Origin of the sequence: Rhizobium sp. rho-13.1, from assembly GCF_007000305.1 — a bacterium.
In the GTDB taxonomy this organism is placed as follows: Bacteria; Pseudomonadota; Alphaproteobacteria; order Rhizobiales; family Rhizobiaceae; genus Rhizobium; species Rhizobium rhododendri.
The window spans coordinates 155,564-177,836 of sequence record NZ_SCFL01000006.1; the positions used below are offsets into that span (position 1 = coordinate 155,564).

At 53.2% G+C, this 22,273-nt stretch carries 18 protein-coding genes and 1 pseudogene; 8 read left to right on the forward strand and 11 right to left on the reverse strand.

Features of this window, described 5'->3' with window-relative positions; translation table 11 throughout:
• Window positions 1-14: 14 nt before the first annotated feature.
• A complete protein-coding gene (locus EQW76_RS17010) occupies window positions 15-341 on the reverse strand; it encodes a metalloregulator ArsR/SmtB family transcription factor (RefSeq protein WP_142831091.1) in 327 nt (108 codons plus the stop codon).
• A 480-nt stretch (window positions 342-821) separates the two neighbouring features.
• Window positions 822-1,010 carry a hypothetical protein gene (locus EQW76_RS29410; protein ID WP_203452798.1) on the reverse strand — a complete coding sequence of 63 codons (189 nt, stop codon included), beginning with the start codon at window positions 1,008-1,010 and terminating at the stop codon, window positions 822-824.
• A gap of 302 nt (window positions 1,011-1,312) precedes the next feature.
• Between EQW76_RS29410 and EQW76_RS17020 the strand changes: the two genes are divergently transcribed.
• Window positions 1,313-2,308 (forward strand): GntR family transcriptional regulator, encoded by a 996-nt coding sequence (locus tag EQW76_RS17020; protein ID WP_143122990.1) that lies wholly within the window; start codon window positions 1,313-1,315, stop codon window positions 2,306-2,308.
• A gap of 12 nt (window positions 2,309-2,320) precedes the next feature.
• Here EQW76_RS17020 and EQW76_RS17025 read toward each other — a convergent pair whose 3' ends face one another.
• Entirely contained in the window at window positions 2,321-3,853 is a 1,533-nt protein-coding gene (locus EQW76_RS17025) for an altronate dehydratase family protein (protein WP_142831089.1), read from the reverse strand.
• A 223-nt stretch (window positions 3,854-4,076) separates the two neighbouring features.
• On the opposite strand from EQW76_RS17025, the gene EQW76_RS17030 reads away from it, so the two are divergent.
• The 4 genes from EQW76_RS17030 (at window position 4,077) to EQW76_RS17045 (ending at window position 6,186) form a co-directional block, all read left to right on the forward strand.
• A complete protein-coding gene (locus tag EQW76_RS17030) occupies window positions 4,077-4,463 on the forward strand; it encodes an SDR family oxidoreductase (protein WP_244615414.1) in 387 nt (128 codons plus the stop codon).
• 36 nt (window positions 4,464-4,499) lie between these two features.
• Complete coding sequence (locus tag EQW76_RS17035; RefSeq protein WP_142831087.1) at window positions 4,500-4,760, forward strand: type II toxin-antitoxin system Phd/YefM family antitoxin; 261 nt, start codon at window positions 4,500-4,502, stop codon at window positions 4,758-4,760.
• Entirely contained in the window at window positions 4,757-5,200 is a 444-nt protein-coding gene (locus tag EQW76_RS17040) for a PIN domain-containing protein (protein WP_142831086.1), read from the forward strand. The genes EQW76_RS17035 and EQW76_RS17040 overlap by 4 nt, the downstream gene beginning before the upstream one ends.
• A 551-nt stretch (window positions 5,201-5,751) precedes the next feature.
• Entirely contained in the window at window positions 5,752-6,186 is a 435-nt protein-coding gene (locus EQW76_RS17045) for a transposase (RefSeq protein ID WP_142831122.1), read from the forward strand.
• A gap of 200 nt (window positions 6,187-6,386) precedes the next feature.
• Here the strand turns inward: EQW76_RS17045 and EQW76_RS29800 are convergent.
• The 5 genes and pseudogenes from EQW76_RS29800 to EQW76_RS17075 all read right to left on the reverse strand — a co-directional run.
• A pseudogene (locus tag EQW76_RS29800) lies at window positions 6,387-6,535 on the reverse strand (IS5/IS1182 family transposase); the annotation flags it as partial.
• Window positions 6,536-7,676: 1,141 nt separating this feature from the next.
• Window positions 7,677-9,560 carry a HAMP domain-containing methyl-accepting chemotaxis protein gene (locus EQW76_RS17060; protein WP_244616975.1) on the reverse strand — a complete coding sequence of 628 codons (1,884 nt, stop codon included), beginning with the start codon at window positions 9,558-9,560 and terminating at the stop codon, window positions 7,677-7,679.
• Window positions 9,561-10,629: 1,069 nt separating this feature from the next.
• Entirely contained in the window at window positions 10,630-12,330 is a 1,701-nt protein-coding gene (locus EQW76_RS17065) for a PAS domain-containing methyl-accepting chemotaxis protein (RefSeq protein ID WP_142831084.1), read from the reverse strand.
• 159 nt (window positions 12,331-12,489) lie between these two features.
• Entirely contained in the window at window positions 12,490-12,972 is a 483-nt protein-coding gene (locus EQW76_RS17070) for a chemotaxis protein CheW (RefSeq protein WP_142831083.1), read from the reverse strand.
• A complete protein-coding gene (locus EQW76_RS17075; RefSeq protein ID WP_143122991.1) occupies window positions 12,972-14,894 on the reverse strand; it encodes a HAMP domain-containing methyl-accepting chemotaxis protein in 1,923 nt (640 codons plus the stop codon). The genes EQW76_RS17070 and EQW76_RS17075 overlap by 1 nt, the downstream gene beginning before the upstream one ends.
• Before the next feature lie 1,334 nt (window positions 14,895-16,228).
• On the opposite strand from EQW76_RS17075, the gene EQW76_RS17080 reads away from it, so the two are divergent.
• Window positions 16,229-17,194 (forward strand): AraC family transcriptional regulator, encoded by a 966-nt coding sequence (locus EQW76_RS17080; protein WP_143122992.1) that lies wholly within the window; start codon window positions 16,229-16,231, stop codon window positions 17,192-17,194.
• A gap of 338 nt (window positions 17,195-17,532) precedes the next feature.
• Here EQW76_RS17080 and EQW76_RS17085 read toward each other — a convergent pair whose 3' ends face one another.
• Window positions 17,533-17,994, reverse strand: coding sequence for a MarR family transcriptional regulator (locus tag EQW76_RS17085; RefSeq protein ID WP_244615410.1), 462 nt, complete (start codon window positions 17,992-17,994; stop codon window positions 17,533-17,535).
• Between the two features lie 385 nt (window positions 17,995-18,379).
• Between EQW76_RS17085 and EQW76_RS17090 the strand changes: the two genes are divergently transcribed.
• Both EQW76_RS17090 and EQW76_RS17095 read left to right on the forward strand, forming a co-directional pair.
• Window positions 18,380-20,071 carry a CocE/NonD family hydrolase gene (locus EQW76_RS17090; RefSeq protein WP_202617180.1) on the forward strand — a complete coding sequence of 564 codons (1,692 nt, stop codon included), beginning with the start codon at window positions 18,380-18,382 and terminating at the stop codon, window positions 20,069-20,071.
• A gap of 64 nt (window positions 20,072-20,135) precedes the next feature.
• The gene (locus EQW76_RS17095; RefSeq protein WP_142831118.1) at window positions 20,136-20,528 is read left to right on the forward strand and encodes a response regulator; all 393 of its coding nucleotides are present in this window, start codon (window positions 20,136-20,138) and stop codon (window positions 20,526-20,528) included.
• A 529-nt stretch (window positions 20,529-21,057) separates the two neighbouring features.
• Here EQW76_RS17095 and EQW76_RS17100 read toward each other — a convergent pair.
• Together EQW76_RS17100 and EQW76_RS17105 are read right to left on the reverse strand one after the other, a co-directional pair.
• Window positions 21,058-22,029, reverse strand: coding sequence for an HD-GYP domain-containing protein (locus EQW76_RS17100; RefSeq protein ID WP_143122993.1), 972 nt, complete (start codon window positions 22,027-22,029; stop codon window positions 21,058-21,060).
• Window positions 22,013-22,231 (reverse strand): hypothetical protein, encoded by a 219-nt coding sequence (locus tag EQW76_RS17105; RefSeq protein ID WP_143122994.1) that lies wholly within the window; start codon window positions 22,229-22,231, stop codon window positions 22,013-22,015. Before EQW76_RS17105 ends, EQW76_RS17100 begins: the two co-directional genes overlap by 17 nt.
• Window positions 22,232-22,273 lie beyond the last annotated feature (42 nt).

The following is a 22,273-nucleotide window of genomic DNA, read 5'->3' on the forward strand; positions in this document are numbered from 1 at the left end:
GGGTCCGCAGCCTCTTAGGCGATGCGGCGAGCTTCGTTAATGTCGTCGTCGAAGACCTCGGCAAGTATGTCGAGAATTTTTAAGACCGGCTCAGAATTGCATGAGTAATAGACATTTCGCGCATCACGGCGCCTCTGGACGAGATTGGCGCTCCGAAGCTTTGCGAGATGTTGTGACAGAACAGACTGGCTGAGGCCGATGGTTTTGGCGAGATGCCCCACAGACATCTCGGTTCGGCAAAGTATATCGAGAATATGGAGTCTGTTGGCGTTCGCCATAGCATCGAGAAGCGCGGCGGCCTCCTGGATGTTCAAAACAGATTGGTATCGTCTCGTAGCCATAGACATCCTATCCTATCCAATCCTATCCTGCAGGCAGCCAATCTCATGATTGTTGCTTTCCCCGCGCGAAACGCGCAAGGATCACCAACCTGACGCGACGCAAACATTATAAATCTTACATTAAACTCCACTTTAAGAAGTGAGAGTTTTCACATGCCTCGCGTGAATTAATTTACGTCTATTCAATCGAATGAGACTTGCGCCGCCTCGATAATCCGTGCGGCGGCCTTGTGGTGAAGGAACTGCGTCCAGAGACTCATGCATTGCTAATCAAATGGTCTTCAGCGATCGGGATGTCAATCGAGCTGTCAGAGTTGGTGCTCTCCTGGAGCGCTTACCGAAACAGTCAACGCCAACGGCATTCTGGAACCGTCCCGATCGGCAAAGGTTGGTGCACAGGTCACGGGGTAATTATAGGCCGTCAACGCCTCGCTTGGAGAAGAAGTCAAGGAACGAGATCTGATCGCCGAAGTCGAATCTCTACAGGAGCAGAACGAGCTGCGGCAGGCAAAGGCGTCGCTGGCGGATACGATCGACACGACGCGCATCGACGTCAAACTCCACACCGTCAGCCGCACCCTCCACCCGGATATCCCGAAACGTCGCAAGCATCAGCTCCGCGCTCGTCCTCAGGAATGCGCTGAGCGTTTTCGATCCGGCGATCTGCATCTGGCGGCGCGTAACTCGGCGGGCGTTGATCAGGACTGGACATCAAATAGCGAGCAGGTGTTTTTTGAAGTCTGATGCCGGAAAACTCACACGCCTTGTCTACCACTGGAACTCTCGGCGGTCTTCTTACTTCGCCGCTGTTATCGGTTCCTTGATCTAACAATTTGGAATTTATTGCTCCTCTTGGAAGAAATGCGTAGACTGCTAAAAATTCTCATTGATTGTCGCTCTGTCGATTTTCGAGTATTTGCCGTCTTTTCATCTGACGTTAAAAGAACGAGGGAAGGAGGATCTCGGCCGGAATGACCGTTTCAGATCTTGAACCCGTCAACGCCATGCGCAAGCGGAGCCTTTACCAGGAACTTTACAACCAATTGAAAGATGACATCTTAGGCGGACGCGTCTCCACTGGTACCGTCTTGCTGGAAGGCCCTCTCGCCGAACTTCTGGGCAGCAGCCGAGCTCCTGTCCGCCAAGCTCTAAGGCTCCTTGCAGCAGATGGCCTGATTAACCGCTTCGAAGGCCGCGGTTTTGTCGTCGGCCCGGCTGGAACCAAGATTAAGCGCGTCAATATCACAGAAAGCCTCGGACACCTCGTTGATGCGCAGGACAGGCCTTTGTTTGCATGGCAGGCACTTTACGAGGATGTGGAGCGAATCGTTGTCCATCGATCTTTTTTCGGGCGTTTTCGTATCAACGAGTTGGAGCTGGCCCGTTGCTACGGGGTCGGTCGCACCGTCGCTCGAGATGTGCTTGTCAAACTTGAAACACTGGGTATCACGGAAAAGGATGACAGCTTCCGTTGGTCTATTGTTCCCTTGGACAGCCGCCGCATCACCGATCTTTACGAAGTCCGCGAGCAAGTCGAGCCATTGGCGCTTGCACGCGCCATGGATGCGGTGCCGGACGATCATATCGACAGGATGCTAACGCGCCTTTCGCAGACGCTCGAGACCTATCCCAATGTTTCGTCCGCGATTATGTATGATCTTGAACTGGATCTGCATGTTCGCAGCATCCAGCCCTGCCCGAACAAGGAGCTTCTCAGTATTCTGCAGCGCACCCACTGCATTCTCACGCTGAGCAAGCACGTGCTCGGTATCCGGATGGAGATGCCAGAATACGAACCCTTTCTGGCCGAGCATATCACCGTTTTCCGCATGATGCGCCGTCGCGACAAGGATGGGCTGATGCTGGCCATGCGCAGCCATATCCACGGGTCCAAATCTAAGGTTGTCGAGCGAGCCGCGACCGTGCGGCAAACTTGTCAGCCGGACGATTGCAGCTTCATCGTTTGATCTATTCGCTGGTCAGGTCACCGCGCCGACCTGCCACGGAACAAATTCGTTGTCGCCGTAATCGTAGATTTCGCTCCGTGTCTTCTTGCCCGATGCGACGGCAATGATGTCTTCGAATATCCGCTCTCCCGCAGCCTCGATCGTATCCTCGCCGGTAACAATGCCACCGCAGTTGATATCCATATCCTCCTGCATATGTTCATACATTTCGCTGTTGGTCGCAATCTTAATGCAGGGGGCAGGCTTGAAGCCGGAGACGGAACCGCGGCCGGTCGTGAAACAAATGACATTGCAGCCGCCGGCCACCTGGCCCGTTACCGCGACGGGATCGTATCCGGGCGTATCCATGAAGACTAAGCCGGGTTCAGTGACGATTTCGGCATACTCGTAGACGGCCTTCAACGGCATGGTGCCGCCCTTAGCAACGGCGCCCAATGACTTTTCGAGGATTGTTGTCAATCCGCCAAGTTTGTTGCCGTGCGATGGATTGTTGTTGAGTTCAGCGCCGTTTCGTTTTGTGTAATCACGCCACCAATCAATCCGCGACAGCAGCTGTTCTGCGACGGCCGGGGTTGCAGCACGACTGGTCAGCAGATGCTCGGCGCCATAAATTTCCGGCGTTTCAGCGAGGACCGAAGTGCCGCCATTGCGCACGATTAGGTCGGATGCGTACCCCAGCGCCGGGTTTGCGGAAATGCCGGAATAACCGTCAGAACCACCGCATTCCAGCGCCACTTTCAGGCCGGAAAGGGGTTGTTGCGTGCGTTTCGCAGCGTTCACCTCCGGCAGCATGTCGTGTATCATCTCGCTGGCCGCCGCGATCGTCTTGCGTGTGCCGCCGAGGTGCTGGATCGTCATGGTGCGCAAGCGCTTGCCTTCCTCCAGCTTAAAGTGTTCGAGGATCGGGCCGATCTGGTTGGTTTCGCAGCCAAGTCCGATCATCAGGATTCCGCCGAAATTGGGGTGCCGCGCATAACCTTGCAGAGTGCGGATCAGCATGAGGTAGCCTTCTGCCTTGGTATTGATCGCACAGCCGCCGCCATGGGTTAGCGCAACGACACCATCGACATTGTCGTAACCTTCAAGCCCACCAGTCCGGTTGAAGTGCTCTGCAATCGCCTTGGAAACCGTAGCAGAACAGTTCACCGTTGTGATGATGCCGATGAAGTTGCGTGTGCCGATGCCGCCTACGCCACGATCAAAGCCCAAGAACGTGCGGCGCGCCGTCTCGGGCAGCATGCCCCTTTCCTCGATATCGACGCTGAACTGGTGCTGATGCTCGGATTCGATGACGGCAAGATTGTGGAGGTGCACATGACCGCCGGCTGGAATGAATTGCGTCGCAATCCCTATCGACTGGCCGAACTTTCGGATTTCTTGACCGGCCGGGATGTCACGTACTGCGATCTTGTGACCACGCGGGATCTGATCTGCTGCGACAAGGCCGTCAATGCCAGTCGCTGCGCCAGCCCTCACCATGGCACGCGCCACGCCTACGTCGTCAAGGGCGTTGAGAAGGATCACCGGTGAGTTCGAAATGGGCATGGCTGCCTTCTAGAAACAGTTTCAAATAATGACTTTTGCAGGCAATAAGCAATCATGTTAGATCACTGTCGTCAAGAAAAATTGGGAGACGAGCTTGACGGGAGGGCATCTTGGGCTAGCAGTTCAATTTTGGCTTTCTCCCGACTACCGGCCCCTGCTCATCGATCGCGCATTGCGCACGCTCTGGTAATCACCATTAGGCATCCTTTGCAGATCACCTTCGGTGCTGGTTGCGGGCGGTGTCAGTGGCATCGGCGGAGCCGTTTCTGAGAGGTTCGCCAGAGAGGGAGCACAAGTCTACGCGACCAGCCGCAAGGGCGCGGAAAGCGAACCAGACCCAGGCGGAATAGCTAGCATCACCACGATCCAGGCAGACGCCAGCAACGACGCAGATCTTCAGCGCGTCTTTGAGCAGATCCGGTCTGACCGAGGCCGGATCGACGTGCTCGTCGTCAATGCAGGCCTATCGGAATACGCACCCCTTGGAGACATTTCCGAAGATCATTTCGATATAACCTTCGGCCTGAACGTCCGATCCCTCGTGTTCGCAGTGCAGCACCCCAGTTGCCTCGTCCACTACCATCTTGATTTTATGCGGGCTGATGAGTAAATAGGTCACTTGTGACCCGATTTAGAGGAGGCCATAGTGTCGACGGTTAGTTTAAAGGACGCGAAAGCGTCTTTCTCGCATCAAATTGACCAAGCTGCTGGCGGTGAGTTCGTGACAATTACGCGGCATGGGCGCGCCACCGCGGTCCTCGTCAGCGTGAGAGCCGCTGAGGCGGCAAAAAAGGCACTCCGGAAGGATCGCCCTAGTCTTGTTCAACACCTGAAAACATTTCCGGTCGATCTCGACGAGGACGTGTTCGCTCGCAATCCAACCCCCTCGCGTGACGTTGACCTGTGAGGTTCCTCCTCGATACAAACGCCATCTCACTGTTTTCGCCATATAATGCCGACGCGTCCGAGAGCTTTTCAAAGTGGGCTGATGAGCAAGACCAGCTAGACGCTATTTATATGTCCGCAATGACAATTCACGAGATCGAAAAAGGCATTCGGCTGTTAGAGGCGAAAGGCGCCACAGCGAAGGCGGCGGGGATAAGAAGCTGGCTGCTGGGGCTAATCGCTGGAAACGGCGATCACATACTGCCTATCGACAATGTTGTCGCACTTGAGTCCGGCAGGTTGGAAGCAAAAGCCATATCCGCAGGATATGGGCCTGGCGCTGCAGACGCGATCATTGCTGGCACTGCAAGTGTTCATAATTTGACGATCATCACTAAGAACTTGAAACACTTCTTGTCGTTCGGAGTGGCGGTTAAATCCCCGGATCAGGTCGCGCCTTGATATTCACGACTGTTAAAGCTTGTAATCTTGGTGGCTTTCTCTAGGCGCCCGCCGAGGCATTCCAGGCCAAGTACCTCGGCGAGTGATCTGACTCGCGTGAGTTCGAGCGTCAGGGGCGCGATGCTTACTTCCCCGTTGGAAACCGCCGTCTGCACTCATTCGACGGTTCCAACGGGTATGGCTATATTTGCTGGACCATGGGTCATAGGGGCGAAGCACAAAATACCCGGCCATCGGTTTACCGCAAAGACATGCAACCCTTTCGATACTTCGCTCACGGGCACTAAGGGCAGATGATTGCCGTCATTCCCGAAAAGGAAATTGTCATCAGCCATCTCGCCCAATCTATCGCAAATATCAGCGTGCTCAACTCATGGCGCCTTCCGTCACATGAAACGGCTGTATTGATCCTGCAACAACCATATAGATGCCGTCACCAGCAGACACGAAAGTCGAGATGGGCGTAAGCGCCGTCTCCGCCCCATTTGATTTGGTGTATTTTGAGCTCGCTGCATATGCGAGAAGGTTTTCAGTTGTATCTGGAGATTTGCATGGCAGATGATGGATTTGTTGGTCGCTACGAAGTTGTCGAGCCGCGCCGCGGAAACCGGCGTTTGCCGGATGATGTGAAGGCGCGGATCGTGGCGGAAAGCTTTGAGCCTGGTGTTCGCGTTGTTGAGGTCGCGCGCCGTCACGGCGTTATAGCAAACCAGCTTTCCGATTGGCGACGTCAGGTGCGCGACGGCATTCTGGTGCTGCCGTTTGCGGCGGCAACGACGCCGTCCGCGCACGATGGTATCGAGCCGGCATGCGTACCTCTGGCAATCGCTCCGGATGCGCCTGAGCCTGTCAATCGGTTGCCGCTGCCGAAGCTGGCCTCCGACGGGCCGAAGGTGCAGGTTTTGACGTTGGAGATTGGCTCAGACGTCGTGATGCGGGTTCCAGCACCCGTCAGATTGCCGATGGCTTCCATCTTCTGGGCCTGAAGCAATGCTAGCTCGGTTTGGCGCAGCGTTGCCGCCACATACCGTTCCTCGGTCACGCGGCCGACGGCGTGGATGAAGCCGTCGTCTGGTACAGCCGTCTGGGAAATTGTCCGATAGGTGCCATTCCTGCACGCGTATCGATTCTCGAGTGAAAATGGAGTGGCCTCTGCTGGAGCTTGCCCACCTCCTCCATCGTCGCCTGAAAACATAGCTTCGAAATTTGGGGACAGAACTTCCAACGCCTCGTCTAAAATCGCGCGGACTGCGGCAGGGGATCGTTCGTTGGAACGCGTGCTTCGCAGCTCCAATAAGAAAACAGACCCGCCGTTTGGATATCACTGCCTCGCATGTCCTGCTCCTGCAAATGGCAACTTGCGTCAATTCCAGAGCCGACATCTCGAGGGGCTGGTGCTGGCCTCTGTCCCATGCGAGAACGACCCCTAGGACGGACACACGCTCAAAGTTTGAGGTTGCGACATAAAATCCTCTCTGAACCACGGGCTAAAGGCTACGCCAAGGGGTAACGGCAGAGGTGCGAATGCCGCCTAAGAAATGGCTGCGTTGGCCAGCAATGCGTCACTATGTATAACATTTCAAAGAGAGAAATGTGCGGTCGCGTCCCAAGCCGTGGACTTAGCAGACATTATTGCACTATTGAGGCATGCTATGCATTTTTCGTATATCCATACGGGTTTTCATAAAGCCACAGGCAAGTTTGGATTGCCAAAACTCGGGGTGTGGAATGTTGACATGAAGTCTACATTGCTCCGGTAAGTCGATCTCGGCTGTTAAGCGCTCACTGCGTATTTCCGTTTGATCTCCTCGTAAGTCTAGTAAACGATGTATGTTTCGGAAAATGACTTCCGGAGATATGCGATGCCAACAGAGCCCGCGGTGAGGTCCCATCCTCCCCGCGGGCTCAATCGCAAAAAAGGCGCGAGTCCAAGGTCTGGGAATCCAAACTCGAACCCCTGAACTGAACGGAATAACTTTTTTGCGCCCGCAAGACGTATGCGCCCCCGGTGAAGGCCGTCTTGCGAAGTTGATGGGAACATAGGAAGTCCTAGCGCAAACAGTTGGAGTAGTCCTATGACGAAGCATTCGATTGGAGTGATCACGTCTGTAGAACGCCGCCGGCGCTAGTCCAGCGAGGACAAGAACCGGCTCGGGTGGATGCACAGTTCCGCTCCTGGGAATGCCAGGCCCTCATTGCCCGCCTGTGGTGTCACGTTAAAATGTCGGGCGGGCTCAGTGGGATTGCCGACGGCACTCAGCCGCTCGTAACGATCATCCAATTCCCAAAAGGCAGGCTGTCCACGCATTATCCGCTCCCAACAAATCGGGGTTCTGAGCCTTACACTTGTGCTCTTGCCCATGTCCTGCAACCTGCTGCCAGAGAGCCGCCTTGCATTTAGGCGTTTAGAATGCCCGCCGAAGTTGATCTGTGTAGATCTTCAGCTCTTGGAAAAACCACGCAAATAGCCGATCGGCTATCTGCTTTCCAACCGGTGGAGAGATCTTCCGGCCATGGCCGATCCGTTCATTCTAACCGTGAAAGCCTGCGGAGCGCTAACGTTACCGAGATCGAACTGATCGACGAGATCGCGCAACTTGGCTGCTTCCTGCACCAGTGACGATGTGGCTGCGTTCGACTCCTCGACCATGGCCGCGTTTTGTTGGGTAACTTGATCCATGCTGTTGACCGCAGTGTTGACCTCCCCCAAACCCACTGACTGTTCCTTCGCCGATATCGCGATCGATTCAACTTGAGTCGTGATTTGAGCAATGTACCCGGCAATTGTCTTCAATGCTTCGCCAGTACCCCGCACCAGCTTCACCCCGCCTTCTACTTCTGTCGAGGAATTTTGGATCAAGTTTTTTATCTCTTTTGCCGCGTTGGCCGAGCGCTGAGCGAGTTCGCGCACTTCCTGCGCGACTACTGCAAATCCCCTTCCCGCATCGCCCGCGCGCGCGGCTTCGACGCCGGCGTTTAGGGCCAAAAGGTTCGTTTGGAACGCTATATCATCGATAACGCCAATAATATTGGAAATCTGTTGTGAGCTCTCCTCAATTTTTCGCATGGCTTCCTCAGCTTGTGTCACCACTTCCGCCGACCTGATTGCCGACTGATTGGCCTGCGCAGCGACGGAGCGGGCTTCTTCCGTTCGCTTGGTCGAGTTGCTGACGTTGGCGGTAATCTCGTCCAGTGCAGCGGCCGTTTCCTCCAGCGACGCTGCTTGATGTTCCGTGCGTTTGGAGAGATCGTTTGCACCGTCGGCGATTTCGCGGCTTCCACTGTCCAAGGTGGCAATGGAGCTGGATATCCGAGACAGAGTTGTGCTAAGCTGTTCAAGAGAGCGGTTGAAGTCATGACGCAGCATTTCGAAATCTGGCGCGAACGCATCCGTCAGTCGGAACGACAGGTCGCCGCTGGCGAGCCGCTTTAGGCCGTCTCCCAGATTTGATGTGGCGAATCTGAGATGTTCTGCAGCTTCCGCTTCCGCCATGCGCTGCTTTTCCAGGCGTTTTGCCTCGGCTGCCGTGGCCTGATCTCGTGACGAGCGTAACATTTCGGTCTCTGCCAGCCCTTGACGGAACACCTCGACGGCACGCGCCATCGCGCCCAGTTCGTCGCGCCGTTCGACGCCCGGAACGGTGACGTTGAAAACGCCTTTCGCCATTGTCTCGGTAACGTTGATTAGCGTCCGTATCGGATTTGCTATGCCGCTTCGCGCTACAACCACGGCAATGCCGAACCCGACAGCCAGTCCGACCAAAACGAGCCCGTATGTCAAGAGGATCATGTTGTGTGTCGCATGTCCGATTGCGGTCTTTTCCAGCGCCACATCCTTGAGCAAGAGTGCGGAGGATGCCGTGATGTCCTTGGCGAGCAAAGCAAGTTCAGGCGCGCAGGATCGATTCATTTCTGCCATCGCCTTGGCGTTGCCTTCGAGTGTCGTTGATGCCGCTCCCATCGACATCGCCTTGTCACAACCGTCGGAGAACGGGGCATGGAAGCGTTGTTCGAACCCCTGGATTTCGTTCGCCTCTTGCGGAAGAAGGGTTCTTGTCTCCACGAGAAGTGATTCGAAAGCTTTGGCTCCATCGATATACTCTGCCTTGTGGAGGTCATTGGTGTCCTGCGCGGTTGACCAGATCAGTTGAAGAAGCGATCGTTCCGTCCACGCCAATTGGCGGTTTGCAGTAGCGTAAAGGCCCGCCGCTCGCGCCTTGCCGTCGATCAGATCGCCATAGGCACGGTCGGTTTCCTTCAGTCTTTCGCCGGTCAGGGCCATGGCGCCGACGGCAACGGCCCCAAGCAGCACTAGAAGGGCGAGGATTTTTGACAAAACCGATAGGTCTCTGAAACGCACAGCAAACTCCCAGATTAGAGGGTGCATATATATTTGGGATCACGTCGTAAATTAAAGGTTAGTCGGCCGTTAGTATTCTGAAAATCTGCATAATTCGGATACGATTTTGCGTGATTGGTAAGCGCCGCACCCGAGGCGAGAGCTGCCGGCGTTCGAAGACGGGAAACAAGCAGTTCGACGGCAAGATCAGCGCTGCAGCAGTGCGACGTTCATTGGAGTTCGGTCTAAACATGGGTGCGAAGCACTCGCAGTATATTTCGACCAGACTGCGCTATGAGAGTCTGACAGATCGTCAAATGAGTTATATAAAAAGGGTTTCCATAGGAAAGTTGGACTGGAACTCACCATAAATTCCCTCACCGTCGAAATTCGCTATGCGAGTAGCTTTGCAGAGATGAATGCGGAGAAACTGCCCGATCTGGTGCCCATGGTCATCCTGAATTCGGAGAAAAGTCCGAATGCGGATCCGGCTCAGAAACCTGCCCCCATTCCGATCATTATTCGGCTAGTCTCTGGCACTCAAGTTCTCCTAGGTCGGCAACCTTGGTATGTATCGCCTCGATATCCATGAGGGGATACATGCCATGCAAAAGGAAAGCTGACCATGCAATATATACGACAAATGCTGCGGCTTACGGATAACGGGTAACGCGTAACGGGTAACGGGTAACGGGTAACGGAACGAGTTATCCGGCGAGAGCACGCGAAAGCAAACTTTCTTCACCCCTGCGCAAAGAACTCATGCTTGACCACGCGACTAGCAGCATACACGCCGAAATCGTCGCTGGCACGAATTCGAAATGTCTTGCCGGCTTCGCATCAGAATAGGCAAATTTCGGGTGAACAGCTTGAGTTTCGTCGAGGCACGTATGTTCTTAACGTCGGCAAAACATTTTTGAAATTCGGTTACCTGCCGAGCTATCGGAGAAACGCCCAAAAGTCCTTGCATTGTGACGTGCTGCTTTGACTTTTTTCCAATTGGCCGTGCCGCCGATGCCAGCTCAGAATTCTTCCTTCTTTTCTGCAGGGCTTGCTGGCTTCGGGGGCATTTCCATTTTCAGCCTCGTCATCAAAGCGCGAGCAGGCGATGCTGCTGGTGGAATGCTGTATTGTCTGGTTGCACGGCGGGGTTATTCGTTGGAAGTTCGGCCTGGAACTGGCCAAGTAAGCCGAACAGTGCCTGCGCTTCCTGCGCCAGACCATAGCTAGCAGCAGTTGACTCTGCCACCAATGCCGCGTTTTGCTGGTTGGCCTGATCCACCATATTGACAGACTGATTGATTTCCTTGAGGCTAATGGCTTGCTCTTTCGAGGCTTTGACGATCGCCTCAACCTCGCGGTCAATCTCCTTGACTTGGCCAACAATCGACGTCAACGATTTGCTCGTTTCCCCGACAAATGTGACACCGCGCTTGACGTGTTCGCCAGACGCGTTGATCAAAATTTTGATCTCCTTGGCGGCCTTGGCGGAGCGTTGCGCCAGTTCGCGGACTTCCTGGGCAACGACAGCAAACCCCTTGCCGGACTCTCCGGCACGCGCGGCCTCAACGCCAGCATTGAGGGCAAGAAGGTTCGTCTGAAAGGCAATGTCGTCGATAACACCGATAATGTTGGAGATCTTCTGAGAGGAACCCTCGATTTCGCCCATCGCTACGATCGCTTTCTTAACGATGAGACCGGAGCGCTCGGCATCCGTACTAGCGGAGGCGACCAATGACCTAGCTTCATCCGCGCGTCGGTTCGAATCCAACACCGTACTGGTAATCTCTTCAAGTGCTGCTGCGGTCTGTTCGACCGCTGCAGCCTGCCGTTCGGTGCGTCGGGCCAGTTCGTCTGCAAAGATCCGGATCTCGCGCGATCCGCATGCAATAACCTTTGCGTTGTGTCCGACGGATTGCATCGCAGACCGCAGTTTAGCGATCGCCTCATTCAAATCCTGGCGAAGCGCCTCCATTGTTGGTACGAATGGCTTTTCAAGGTTCTGCATCAGGTTACCGTTGGCAAGCGCCTTCAATGCACCCGCCACGGATGACAAAGCTCCCATCCGCTCGGTGACGTCGGTTGCGATTTTAACTACCTTGCAGACCTTACCATTTGTGTCGATGATCGGGTTATAGGCTGCCTGGATCCAGACTTCCTTGCCGCCCTTGCCAATTCGCAGAAATTCATTTGCGAACGATTCGCCTCGGCCCAATTTTTGCCAGAACTGGCGATAGTCTTCGGAATTCGCATAGTCTGCAGGGCAGAACATTCTGTGGTGTTTTCCTAGGATTTCCGAGATGTTGTAGCCGAGCGCATTACAGAAGTTATCGTTTGCGTCGAGGATTTCCCCCAAGGGATTGAATTGAATCACAGCTTGGGTGTTTTGCAGTGCGGTAATAATGCCCGCGTCGTCCATCGACCTTAGCTTTGAAGCGGTGATGTCTGTGGCGAATTTGATCACCTTGAAAGGGCGTCCTCGTTTCAGCACCGGGTTGTAAGATGCCTCAATCCAGATTTCCTTGCCGCTCTTGGCTATGCGCCTGAATTGGCGGCGTTGGAATTCCCCGCGCCGCAGGCTCTCCCAAAGCTGCTGATATTCCCGAGAGACCACCTCTACCGGATCGACGAAGATACGATGATGCCTGCCGACTATCTCCGATGGCTCATAGCCCAATGCAGAGCAGAAATTTGCATTGGCCCGCAGGATGGTTCCGTCCATGCGGAATTCTATGATAGCCTGGGATCTGTCTAGACAGGAGACGATGGCATCGCTGTTGGAGCCGGTCATCAAGAAGCTCATTTCGGGACCCTCGCTACCGGATGACAATCCGGCTCTCTATGACGTGCGGATCGGTATCCCTGCACTGCGGCATGACTCTTTTCCCACGAGAAATTCAACCTATCTGACGAAATTTAGCGGCGGTGCTAATGGCAGTGAACGCGGTAGCTACGCCGCAATCTGATTTTCTACAGTCGTCACTTGAAGCATCCGCTCGAGATTGAGAAAGCAGATCATTCCGCTCTCCCGGGTAATAATCCCGTCCGAACAATCAGCTGATGCAGACGCGCCCATCTCGGGGACCGGTTGCAGCAAGGATGAAGCGATTGTCAGAATGTCAGAAACCCCATCGACGACCAGCCCCATTGCCATGCCATTGACCTCCGCGACGACAATCGCGCTGCGTTCGTTCGGCTCTGTGGCGCGCATCCCGAGCTTCATTGCCAGATCGATTATCGGGATGACTGTTCCACGCAAATTCATCACACCCAAAACCTCGGCAGGTGCACGGGGAACAGGCGTCGCCGGTCCCCATCCGCGAATCTCGCGGATGGTCGTCGTGCGCACGCAGAACTCTTGATCGTGCAAGCGGAAAGCAATGATCTCCAGTGTCTCGCCTGCACTAAGGCTTTTGCTACCAGAACCGAGCATCAAAATTCCTCCCATGCTTCAGATTTCAAAGCGAGGCTGCCGCGCAAAGCCGCCCGGTTTGTTGAAGGCGAAGCGCGCCGAGGTGCAGCCATGGCCGAGGCTGTTTGCCGAAGCACCGCAGTCTGCGATGCCATGTTGCCGCCGAGCTGAAATTGACTGAGCAGTTCGCGAAGACCCCGGGATTCGCCAGCAAGCCTGGCACTTGCTGCATTGCTCTCTTCAACCATGGCAGCGTTTTGTTGGGTCACCTGGTCCATTTGGTTGACGGCGGTGTTGACCTCGGCAAGAGCGACTGCTTGTTCGCGTGCGGAAGTGGCAATTGCATCCATATGCTGGTTCACAGTGACAATAAAGCTTTCGATGGTCTTCAGCGCCTCTCCGGTCTCGCTGACCAGCCTGACGCCGCTTTGGACTTCGACGGACGAATTGCGTATCAGCTCCTTGATCTCCTTTGCAGCCTGGGCAGACCGTTGTGCAAGTTCCCGCACCTCTTGCGCGACGACAGCAAAGCCTTTGCCTGCATCCCCAGCACGGGCGGCTTCGACACCTGCATTGAGCGCTAGAAGATTGGTCTGGAACGCAATCTCGTCGATGACACCGATGATGTTTGAGACCTGGTTGGAGGACTGCTCGATTTTCTGCATCGCACCGACAGCATCGGCGACCACCTTGCCAGAGTGGGCAGCACTTGTATTTGCTTGCCCAGCGACGCCTCTTGCTTCTTCAGCGCGTTTTGATGAGTTCGAGACATTGACCGTGATCTCATCCAAAGCAGCTGCCGTCTCTTCCAGCGAGGCAGCTTGCTGCTCGGTACGCTTCGACAAGTCTTCAGTACCTTGGCTGATCTCGCGCGAGCCGCTATCGATCTGCGTAGCGGCGTGAGCGACGGCCCGCAGCGTTTCACCCAATTGTGTGATCGCACCATTCAGATCATGACGCAAGGCTTCGAAGTCCGGTGCAAAGGCACTGTTGAGCTGGAAATCAAGTTCGCCAGCCGCCAGCCGACGCTGATCGGATGCTAGACCTGCGGTCGCTTCATGAAGGCGCTGCTGAGCCGCCGCTTCCGCTTCCTCCGTTAGACGAACTCGGTCGCTTTCCGATTGCAGACGACTGGCTTCGGCTTCTTGTTCCAGGCGCTTGTTGCTCACGGCTGCCTGACGGAAGACTTCTACCGCGCCTGCCATCTCGCCGATCTCGTCGGCGCGCCCTGCGAAAGGAATTTCCGTGGAAGTGTCGCCGGCGGCAAGGTGTGTCATGGAGCGAGTAATAGCCTGTATCGGACGCGCTATCCCGAAGAAGGCGAAATAGATCGACGCGCCGATGATCAAAAGCGCCACCGCAATAGCGATGTAGGTGATCGTTAACGTGGTGCTGTAGGCAGATTGACTGTCCTTGAAGGATTTTGCTGCGCCTTTCGCGTTCAAATTGACAAGAAAATCGATGTCATCGCCGATTGCAGAACCAAGAGGATTCATTTTCTGATAAAGAAGTGAGGTTGCCTGTGCGTCATTGTTTGCCTTCGATGCGATGATAACATCCCGCCCGGCACTTTGATACTGGCCAAACGTCTCAGTAATTTCTTTTATCGCTGCCACTTCAGGATCGGTCATCGGATAGCTCTCATAACGCGCTTTGGCATCGAGAAAGTCCGTTGACGCTGCTGCTATCGCCGCTTCTGCCTTAGCGATCTCTTCCTTAGACGTGAACAATACATCATCTCTATATGCCACGCGCATGTCACCCAGCGCGACGTTCATGCCCATTGATGCAGTCACACTAGGGAGCCAGTTACCGGCGATATCGGCAACATTCCCATTGATCGCCTCCAGTTGGTTCACGGCATAGGTGGCGAAGCCCACAAAGATGAGGCCCATCAGCAGAAGAACGGAAGGTAAGGCAGTTTTGATAGTAGGTCGTTTCACGATCGTATACCTTTATACGGAATGGTTCGTTGTGCTGTTGGTGAAGGACTGGCAGGAAGAGACTTGGTCTCGCGTCAATTAAACAGACTAAGTTTCACTCGCGTGCCAACCCACGGTAGGCATTCAAGACGGGTCAATAGATTGGAATCCAGAGATTCTTCTGCGCAACTTCTAATCGCGCAGATTGCAAGGCTTCAACTATTGCGACAGGTTGAATACCTGTCGATTGGGTGAGCAACCTCGCGTCAATAGCTACGGTGAAACTCGTTCTTTTTCATGCGCTTGCGCTCGAATTTTATCATGAAGACTTGCACTTATGTCTTACAGGGGAGATTCACGTAAAAATACGCCTCTTATGCCAAAGAGGAAAATGAGAATTTCGTTAGTTTTGCTGCATCTTGGCCTCTCGATAGATTGAGGTTTTGGCGACCATAGTTCTGAAACCGATCTAATATGGAATTATATTGAGACAGATCCTTACAGGGCCCTCAAATTCGATAGACTGTATCTGCGAATAGAAGTCGAAGGCGTAAATCTAATCTTATAAGAGACACTATTAGTTGAAGTTTTTAATAAAAATATAATTTGAGAAGCTCCCTCCTTTTATATGCGCAGACTGTATAGCGGCTTCGTTTTGTGGATTCCTTGTCCGCCCGAAAGCCAACTTTTAAGGCTACAAGTTTGCAATACCTTGCGCGGGAAATTGAGGTGAAATAGCTGCCCAGTGCCCGGGCGGCCCACGTCATCCAGCCGCTCGTCCCGTAGACCAGGAGGCAACAATTCAGTTGATGTCGCCATAGAAGTGTAACCATTCCCAGTTCGCCACCATGTGCGCGCCTCGAAACCGCCCGTCTTTGCGAGCTCAAGCATGCTGTCGCGAAAGCTTTCTGCGCAAGATTCGTTGTTCGTCAGGGTTCACCCCATGCAGATGAAAACACTCTTTGACGGATCCATACCAATTCGTATATTCTGATCTCCCAGTGGTCTCCCCGATTGAGGGGCTACATTGTGAAGCATTGATGCGCTTCCTGGAACCAGATCGTTGACCAGTCCTGTAAGTTTATGTCCATCGGCCACTGCGGATGGGCTAGTTGTTCATTGTTGCTCTGCGGCATGAGGAGGATTTGAATAGTACTGTGGAAAATATGCTGTAAATAAAGGTTTTCATCGAAAGGATCCCATCCTGACTGACAATTATCCTGTGAGAAATGAAAATTCGGCCTTTAAACAAGAGTTCGTATATGTCCAATCTGCGATCCAGAGAATACCCGCGATCGTGGGTCTGTCTTGTGTTGCGATCTATCTTTGATGTCTGCTTTTCTTGGTAAACTGATATGAACAAAGTGGCATCTTCCGTCCTGTCGTTCGTTAACCGCGACGCAGGGGAAGTCGCAGAGTTTTTTGCCAGGAGGTATTCTCCATGCCATGTCGAGCCCGATCACCTCGACGGAACCATTCACATGAAAGGGGTCTTCGGACGGCTGCCGGGCATCGATTTCAATACCACCGAATTCAAGGCCGGCTTCGAAATTGCCATAGAGAATAAGGCGCCGTCGTTTTTTTTCATGTTTCCTGCCTCCGGCGATGTTCAAATCCGAGCGGGAAGATATCCTCTCGAAACCAACGCCAACTTCGCAACCGCATCGTTTGGAGAGTCAATCCAGAGCATAAGATTTTGTTCGGGATTACGGAATTCCACGCTATCTGTTGACCGAGTACTGATCATCGAGCGCCTGTCCCTGCTTCTGGACCGACCGATAACCGCTACCGTGACATTTGAATCTGTTGTGGATAGAGGCAGCGGCAAAATCCACAGCATCGCGGCAATCAATGCGTTCCTGTCAGAAAGCGCGTTCGGATCCATGATAGACCAGACACCAATTGCTGCAAAGCAGATGTCGAATGCCATCGTCGATCTTGTGCTTGAGGCTTGGCCACACAATTTTTCGGACAGTCTCTCGCAACCCTACGTAACTGTAGCGCCCCGGCACGTAAGGCGCGCTATCGAATACATGAGAGAATGCCCACATCAGGAACACACAGTCGACCAGTTAGCAAATATTTGTGGTGTTAGTCTACGCGGTCTGCAATATGGTTTTCGGCAGTTCGTTGGCATGACGATCAGTCAGTATGAAAGGCAACTAAGGTTGGACGGCGCGCGGCGGTCGCTGATGGCTGATCCCACTCTGTCTGTCAAAGAGGTCGCTCGACTTTGGCATTTTACAAATGTTCATAGGTTTAGCTCCGAATTTCAGAGTGCTTTCGGGGTGACGCCGCTTCAATTGAAAAGCAAATTGTGACGAGGCTTTGCCTGACGTCTATCATCAATAAACCTCGCTGTTGGCAGGCTAGCTATTTGCGCGCCAATACTGGAGTTGCAATTGAACGCAAGCATTTGTCACCGCGCTCATCCGATCAGAGGATTTGCGTGATCGTGGGGATTTTCTGTCTATATAGACAGTACTTTCGCGGTGTCACAAGCGATAACTCGGTGCGTTTCAGCCGGGTGGAGACTGTCGACAGTGGGCGTCGGCGGCGTTTAACGGATGACCAGAGCTGGCGATCGCGGCCGGAACTGATCGTGTCGCGGCGCGTGATGTAGTGACGTTTCACAGCCATCGGTACTTTCCGTTGCTTGTTAGCAATCGCTCAGTGGCTCCGCGTCCGAAGCCGATTGTAGCCACTTCTTAATTACGTTGATGTCAGCAGGCACCAACTGCGACTCTAATTCTTTTTCGACAATCACGGCTCGCTTTCGACATTCCGCCAAAATGACTTCGCCGTCCTTGCTCAATTGTAGCAATTTGATGCGCTTGTCAATTCGATGTCTTTTCGTATGAAACACTCCTCGAACGGCAAGATTTTTGAGGATAACGGTCACGGTCGGTGTCGTCAGTGACGCTAGCCGAGCAATGTCGGCGTTAGAGCTGCCGGGGTTGTTGGCAATTAGCGTCATTACAAGTAGTTGCGGCGGTGTGATCCCGAGGTCGGCAAGCGCGCGATCCATTTTTAGTCGATGAGCCGCCGCGGCCTGTCGCAATAGATAGCCAAGGGGCGGCGAGAATTCTGAATTCTTTTCATCTCCCATTAACTCCTGCAACCCGCTCTCCCGATTTAGTGTTGATAGAGGTCATCTATAATGATAGAGCTCTATCTATAATGCTGATTGCCTCGATAAGCAATGATGTACATCGCCGCTTCAGTCGATTGAAAGGATAAACAAGGTGACTTTATTCATTTCTCGCCGCAAACTCCTAGCAAGCGCATCACGAATAGCAGCTTGGATAACTGTTGTATCTCTTTCAGAACGACTGACGGGAATCGATAAGGTTTGCGCAGCAGAACCAGATTTCGTGGTAATCCCTACCAAAGTTTATCCCACACCGGATTCTCCGGACGGATTATTTCCACTCAAGTACCGTAAGCTACTCCCCCCCACAGCGCCGAGGGCACGGTATCTTGGTTTCAATCCAGGCAAATGGACGTTGAAGGCTGGGACCATCCGTCGTGAAGGCGCGAAGCCATTGCCCGTTGACATCGTCTTTGAACGGGACGTGGCGATGAAGCTTCGTGACGGTACGACGATTTATACTGATATCTTTCGGCCCGTCGGCGATCAAAAAGTACCAGCAATCTTTAGTTGGAGCCCTTATGGCAAAGAACTCGGCGGCCAGTGGCTTGATGATCTTCCGAGTCGCCAAGGTGTCGCGTTGAGCCTTGTCTCCGAGCTGCAGAGGTTCGAAGGAGCTGACCCTGCCTATTGGTGCCAGCATGGATACGCCGTCGTAAATCCTGATCCCCGTGGCGCTTTAATGTCGCAAGGAAACATCAACTATTGGGGCCGCCAACTTGCAGAAGACGGTTACGATTTCATCGAATGGACTGCAGAGCAACCCTGGTGTAGCGGCAAAGTGGTCATGTCGGGCAACTCCTGGCTCGCTGTGTCGCAATGGTTTACTGCTGCCGAGCGCCCGCCCCACCTTGTGGCAATTGCGCCGTGGGAGGGGCTCGTAGAGCAGAGCCCTGCGCCCGGCATACCGGTGTCGATGGTGTTCGGCGAGATTATTGCCCAGTCGCTTGCAGGCACTGGGTACATTGAAGATCAAAGCCGAAACCTGCTCGACAATCCGTTCATGAATGCGTACTGGCACGACCGGCGAGCCAGGGTCGAGCGGATCGACGTACCAGCATATATTGTCGCCAGCTACACCAATATGGCACATACTGTCGGCACGTTCGACGCCTGGCGACATATTGGAACGTCGAAGAAATGGCTGAGGATCCATAATACTCAGGAATGGACAGACTATTACGATCCCGCACATGTCGAGGATCTGCGCCGCTTTTTTGATCACTACGCAAAAGCTATCGATAACGGCTGGCCGTCAACACCGGTCATTCGGATGGCTGTGCTCGACCCAGGGGGAGAGGACATCGTCGATCGGGCAGAGACAAGCTTCCCACCGGACAGAGCCGTGAAGAAAAAACTGTTTCTCCAGCGCGATACGCTGGCGCTTGAGCCCATGGCATCCGAGAATTCCGTCTCCCACGATGCTGATGGCGGCCTTACGAAATTCGTTTTCGAATTCGATCGGGACACGGAAATCAGCGGCTACATGACGCTGCGGATTTGGGTGGAAGCTCAGGGGTCTGATGACATGGATATCGCGGTTTCAGTGCGCAAACGTCCATCTTTGGTGAAGCGGCTGAAAGAATTGCTTCCAGGCCCCCCGGACGGCAACGCCTGCTCAGGCCTTTTGAGGGTTAGCTACCGTGAACTCGACCCAGAACGATCGACCGATGTTAATCCAATACTGGCAATGCATCGCGAATTGAGACTTACTCCCAATGAGGTGGTTCAAGTTGTAGTTGCCCTATCTCCGATGGCGATGATTTTTCACAAAGGAGAACAAATGGAGCTTGCCATTTCCGGTTTCCGGTTTCCACCTTTCATCCCGTTGGCGTTCGGAGAAGCTGAAATACCGTTCCCGGTAGATGGCTTGACTTTCCCGCCCTCCCGTCCGACCGAAATCAAACATTTTCACGGTAAAAAGGAAGAGCGTGCAACAAGGCTGGCTCCCCCAGTTCCTCCAACTCGCAACAAGGGAAATCACATACTTCACGTTGGCGGACGGTATGATAGCCATCTCTCATTTTTTGAAGTGCCTCAAGCGTGAAGCACATCCGTCACTAGCAGCGTTGTCTGCGAAGTACGCTTTTGACGTGAAGAAGGAAAAATATATGTCCATTGCGGAAAGAGTGAAGGTCTTGATAGTCGATGATCAATTCACTAGCCGTGTTTTGCTGGGCGATGCCCTGCAACAACTGGGCTTTCAACAAATCACCGTAGCGGTTGATGGCGAGCAAGGTGCAAGAATTATGGCGCAGCAGCCGCACCATTTGGTAATTTCAGATTTCAACATGCCAAAAATGGATGGCCTAGGGCTCCTAGCGGCGGTTCGCAATAATCCTCGCACCAAAAAAGCCGCCTTTCTCATGCTCACTTCACAAGGTGACCGAGCGCTCGTTATGAAAGCAGCCGCACTCGGCGCCAATAACGTCCTTGCTAAACCCTTTACAATCGAAAGGATGAAAGCAGCGATCGAAGCGGTTTTTGGACCAATCAACTTATAAATTAGGCACAATTCAATCCAATCCTGCTTGAGGACACAAATGTCGGCCCATCTCTGGGAAGAAATGCAGACCGACACTGCTGCTAAGGTATTGGTTATATTTAGCGATTCTAGATTCTTCCTGATGGCTTGTAATGCTTCGTACGTGGTGCGCCGCGCAGCGAAAAGCATGTTGATCGCCTTTTGAATACAGCTGAACAGGGTATCAATCACGACGACACCGAGCACGAAGATAGAAATGTTGCTGACCTTCCAGATAGAAGCTTAAATGGAACCTGCTTAAAGCGTCACGGAGAAGGACTGATTGATAAAACATTGTTCGAAATCATGTGCCCTATTGATGGGTTTATACGGAGAGCCCTTGCCGACTCCCATGATGTTTACAGGAGTCTTGACTCGGAAAGCGCAGTATCGGCCGGCCTTCGTAAATCTTGCCAACACTCGTACATTAACGAATCCGCACGCGCGATCGTCGTTTCGAGTCCTTCGCCCTACTTGCTTGTCGCCAGGGACCGAGCGCCAGACCATTACTAGGTGCGCATTGCCCCATGTAGAAACAGCAATAGGAGCCTTCGGTCAAAATAACTAGTCTTTTCCAGCATCCATGATGCTGCCTCAGAAGCTAACCATGGAGCTCTGTATGGTCTTACTGAGGTGACGGCATCGTAGACGTCGCAGATTGTCGCCATCCGAGCTTCAAGGCTGATTTGCTTCCCACTTAACCCCAAAGGGTAGCCTGTACCGTCTATCCGCTCATGATGGTGTAAGCAAACATCGAGAACTAAATCCGGCATGCTGCTTTGTCGCGAAAGCATCTTATGTCCGATAGAAGGATGGTCTCGCATCAAGCTCATTTCCGTATCGGTCAAAGACGCTGGCTTACTAAGAATTTCAGTCGGTATCTTTATCTTTCCTATATCGTGGACCAGACCACTCACGCCCAAAACATGAACCTTGTCCTCAGGGAGCTTGAGGTAGCGGGCGAACCTTATCATCAATGCAGAAACGGCGATCGAGTGAATATATGTTATGTCATCTTTAGCCTTTAGCCTCGAAATACCGACCAAGATCGAGGGATTCCGCTCCATCGACGTTGCAATCTTGCTCACGATCGTAGCCACATCTTCGTATTTTACGTCGCCGCTATCTCTTGCGTTTTCGAAGACGTTCTGCAGAAGTGCTGTGGTTTCATTGAGTGTCTTTAACGCCGATCGTAGCTCTCTAAGGTAGCGAGAACTCATCGCTTTGGTGGTCAAATTGTGTGTCACCACAACGGAGGCGGAGATCGCCGCCTCTGATTCGCAGTCGGGGCGGCCCATGTCCAAGCCCAACGCGGTATTGATAAAAACTGCGCTCACTTTGCTCGTTCTAAGAACGTTAGCCTCATTTTCATTATAGACCATGAAACGACGTGCCAAAGATGGCGCATTCAGCCATACGCCTTCTACAGCTTCAACAAACATGCCAGGGCGAACTCTTTCGGGACTAATTCGCTTGAGCATCTTTTTCCGCCGCGACGATTAAATCGAATTTATTTTGTAATACTATGAAATGCGCTCGAATCGAAGTCAGGTTGTCTTGAAAATCATCGACCAGGCTCGCAAAATCTTTTAAGGCAGGGTCGAAGGTGTTGGACTTTACATTCAGAGGTCTGTCACTTTCGCTTGAGCGCGGAAAGGGAATTATCGTTGCCATTGTTGTCATTCATCCTTCATAAGGTAATGAGAGGGCAAATTTACTCCTGCT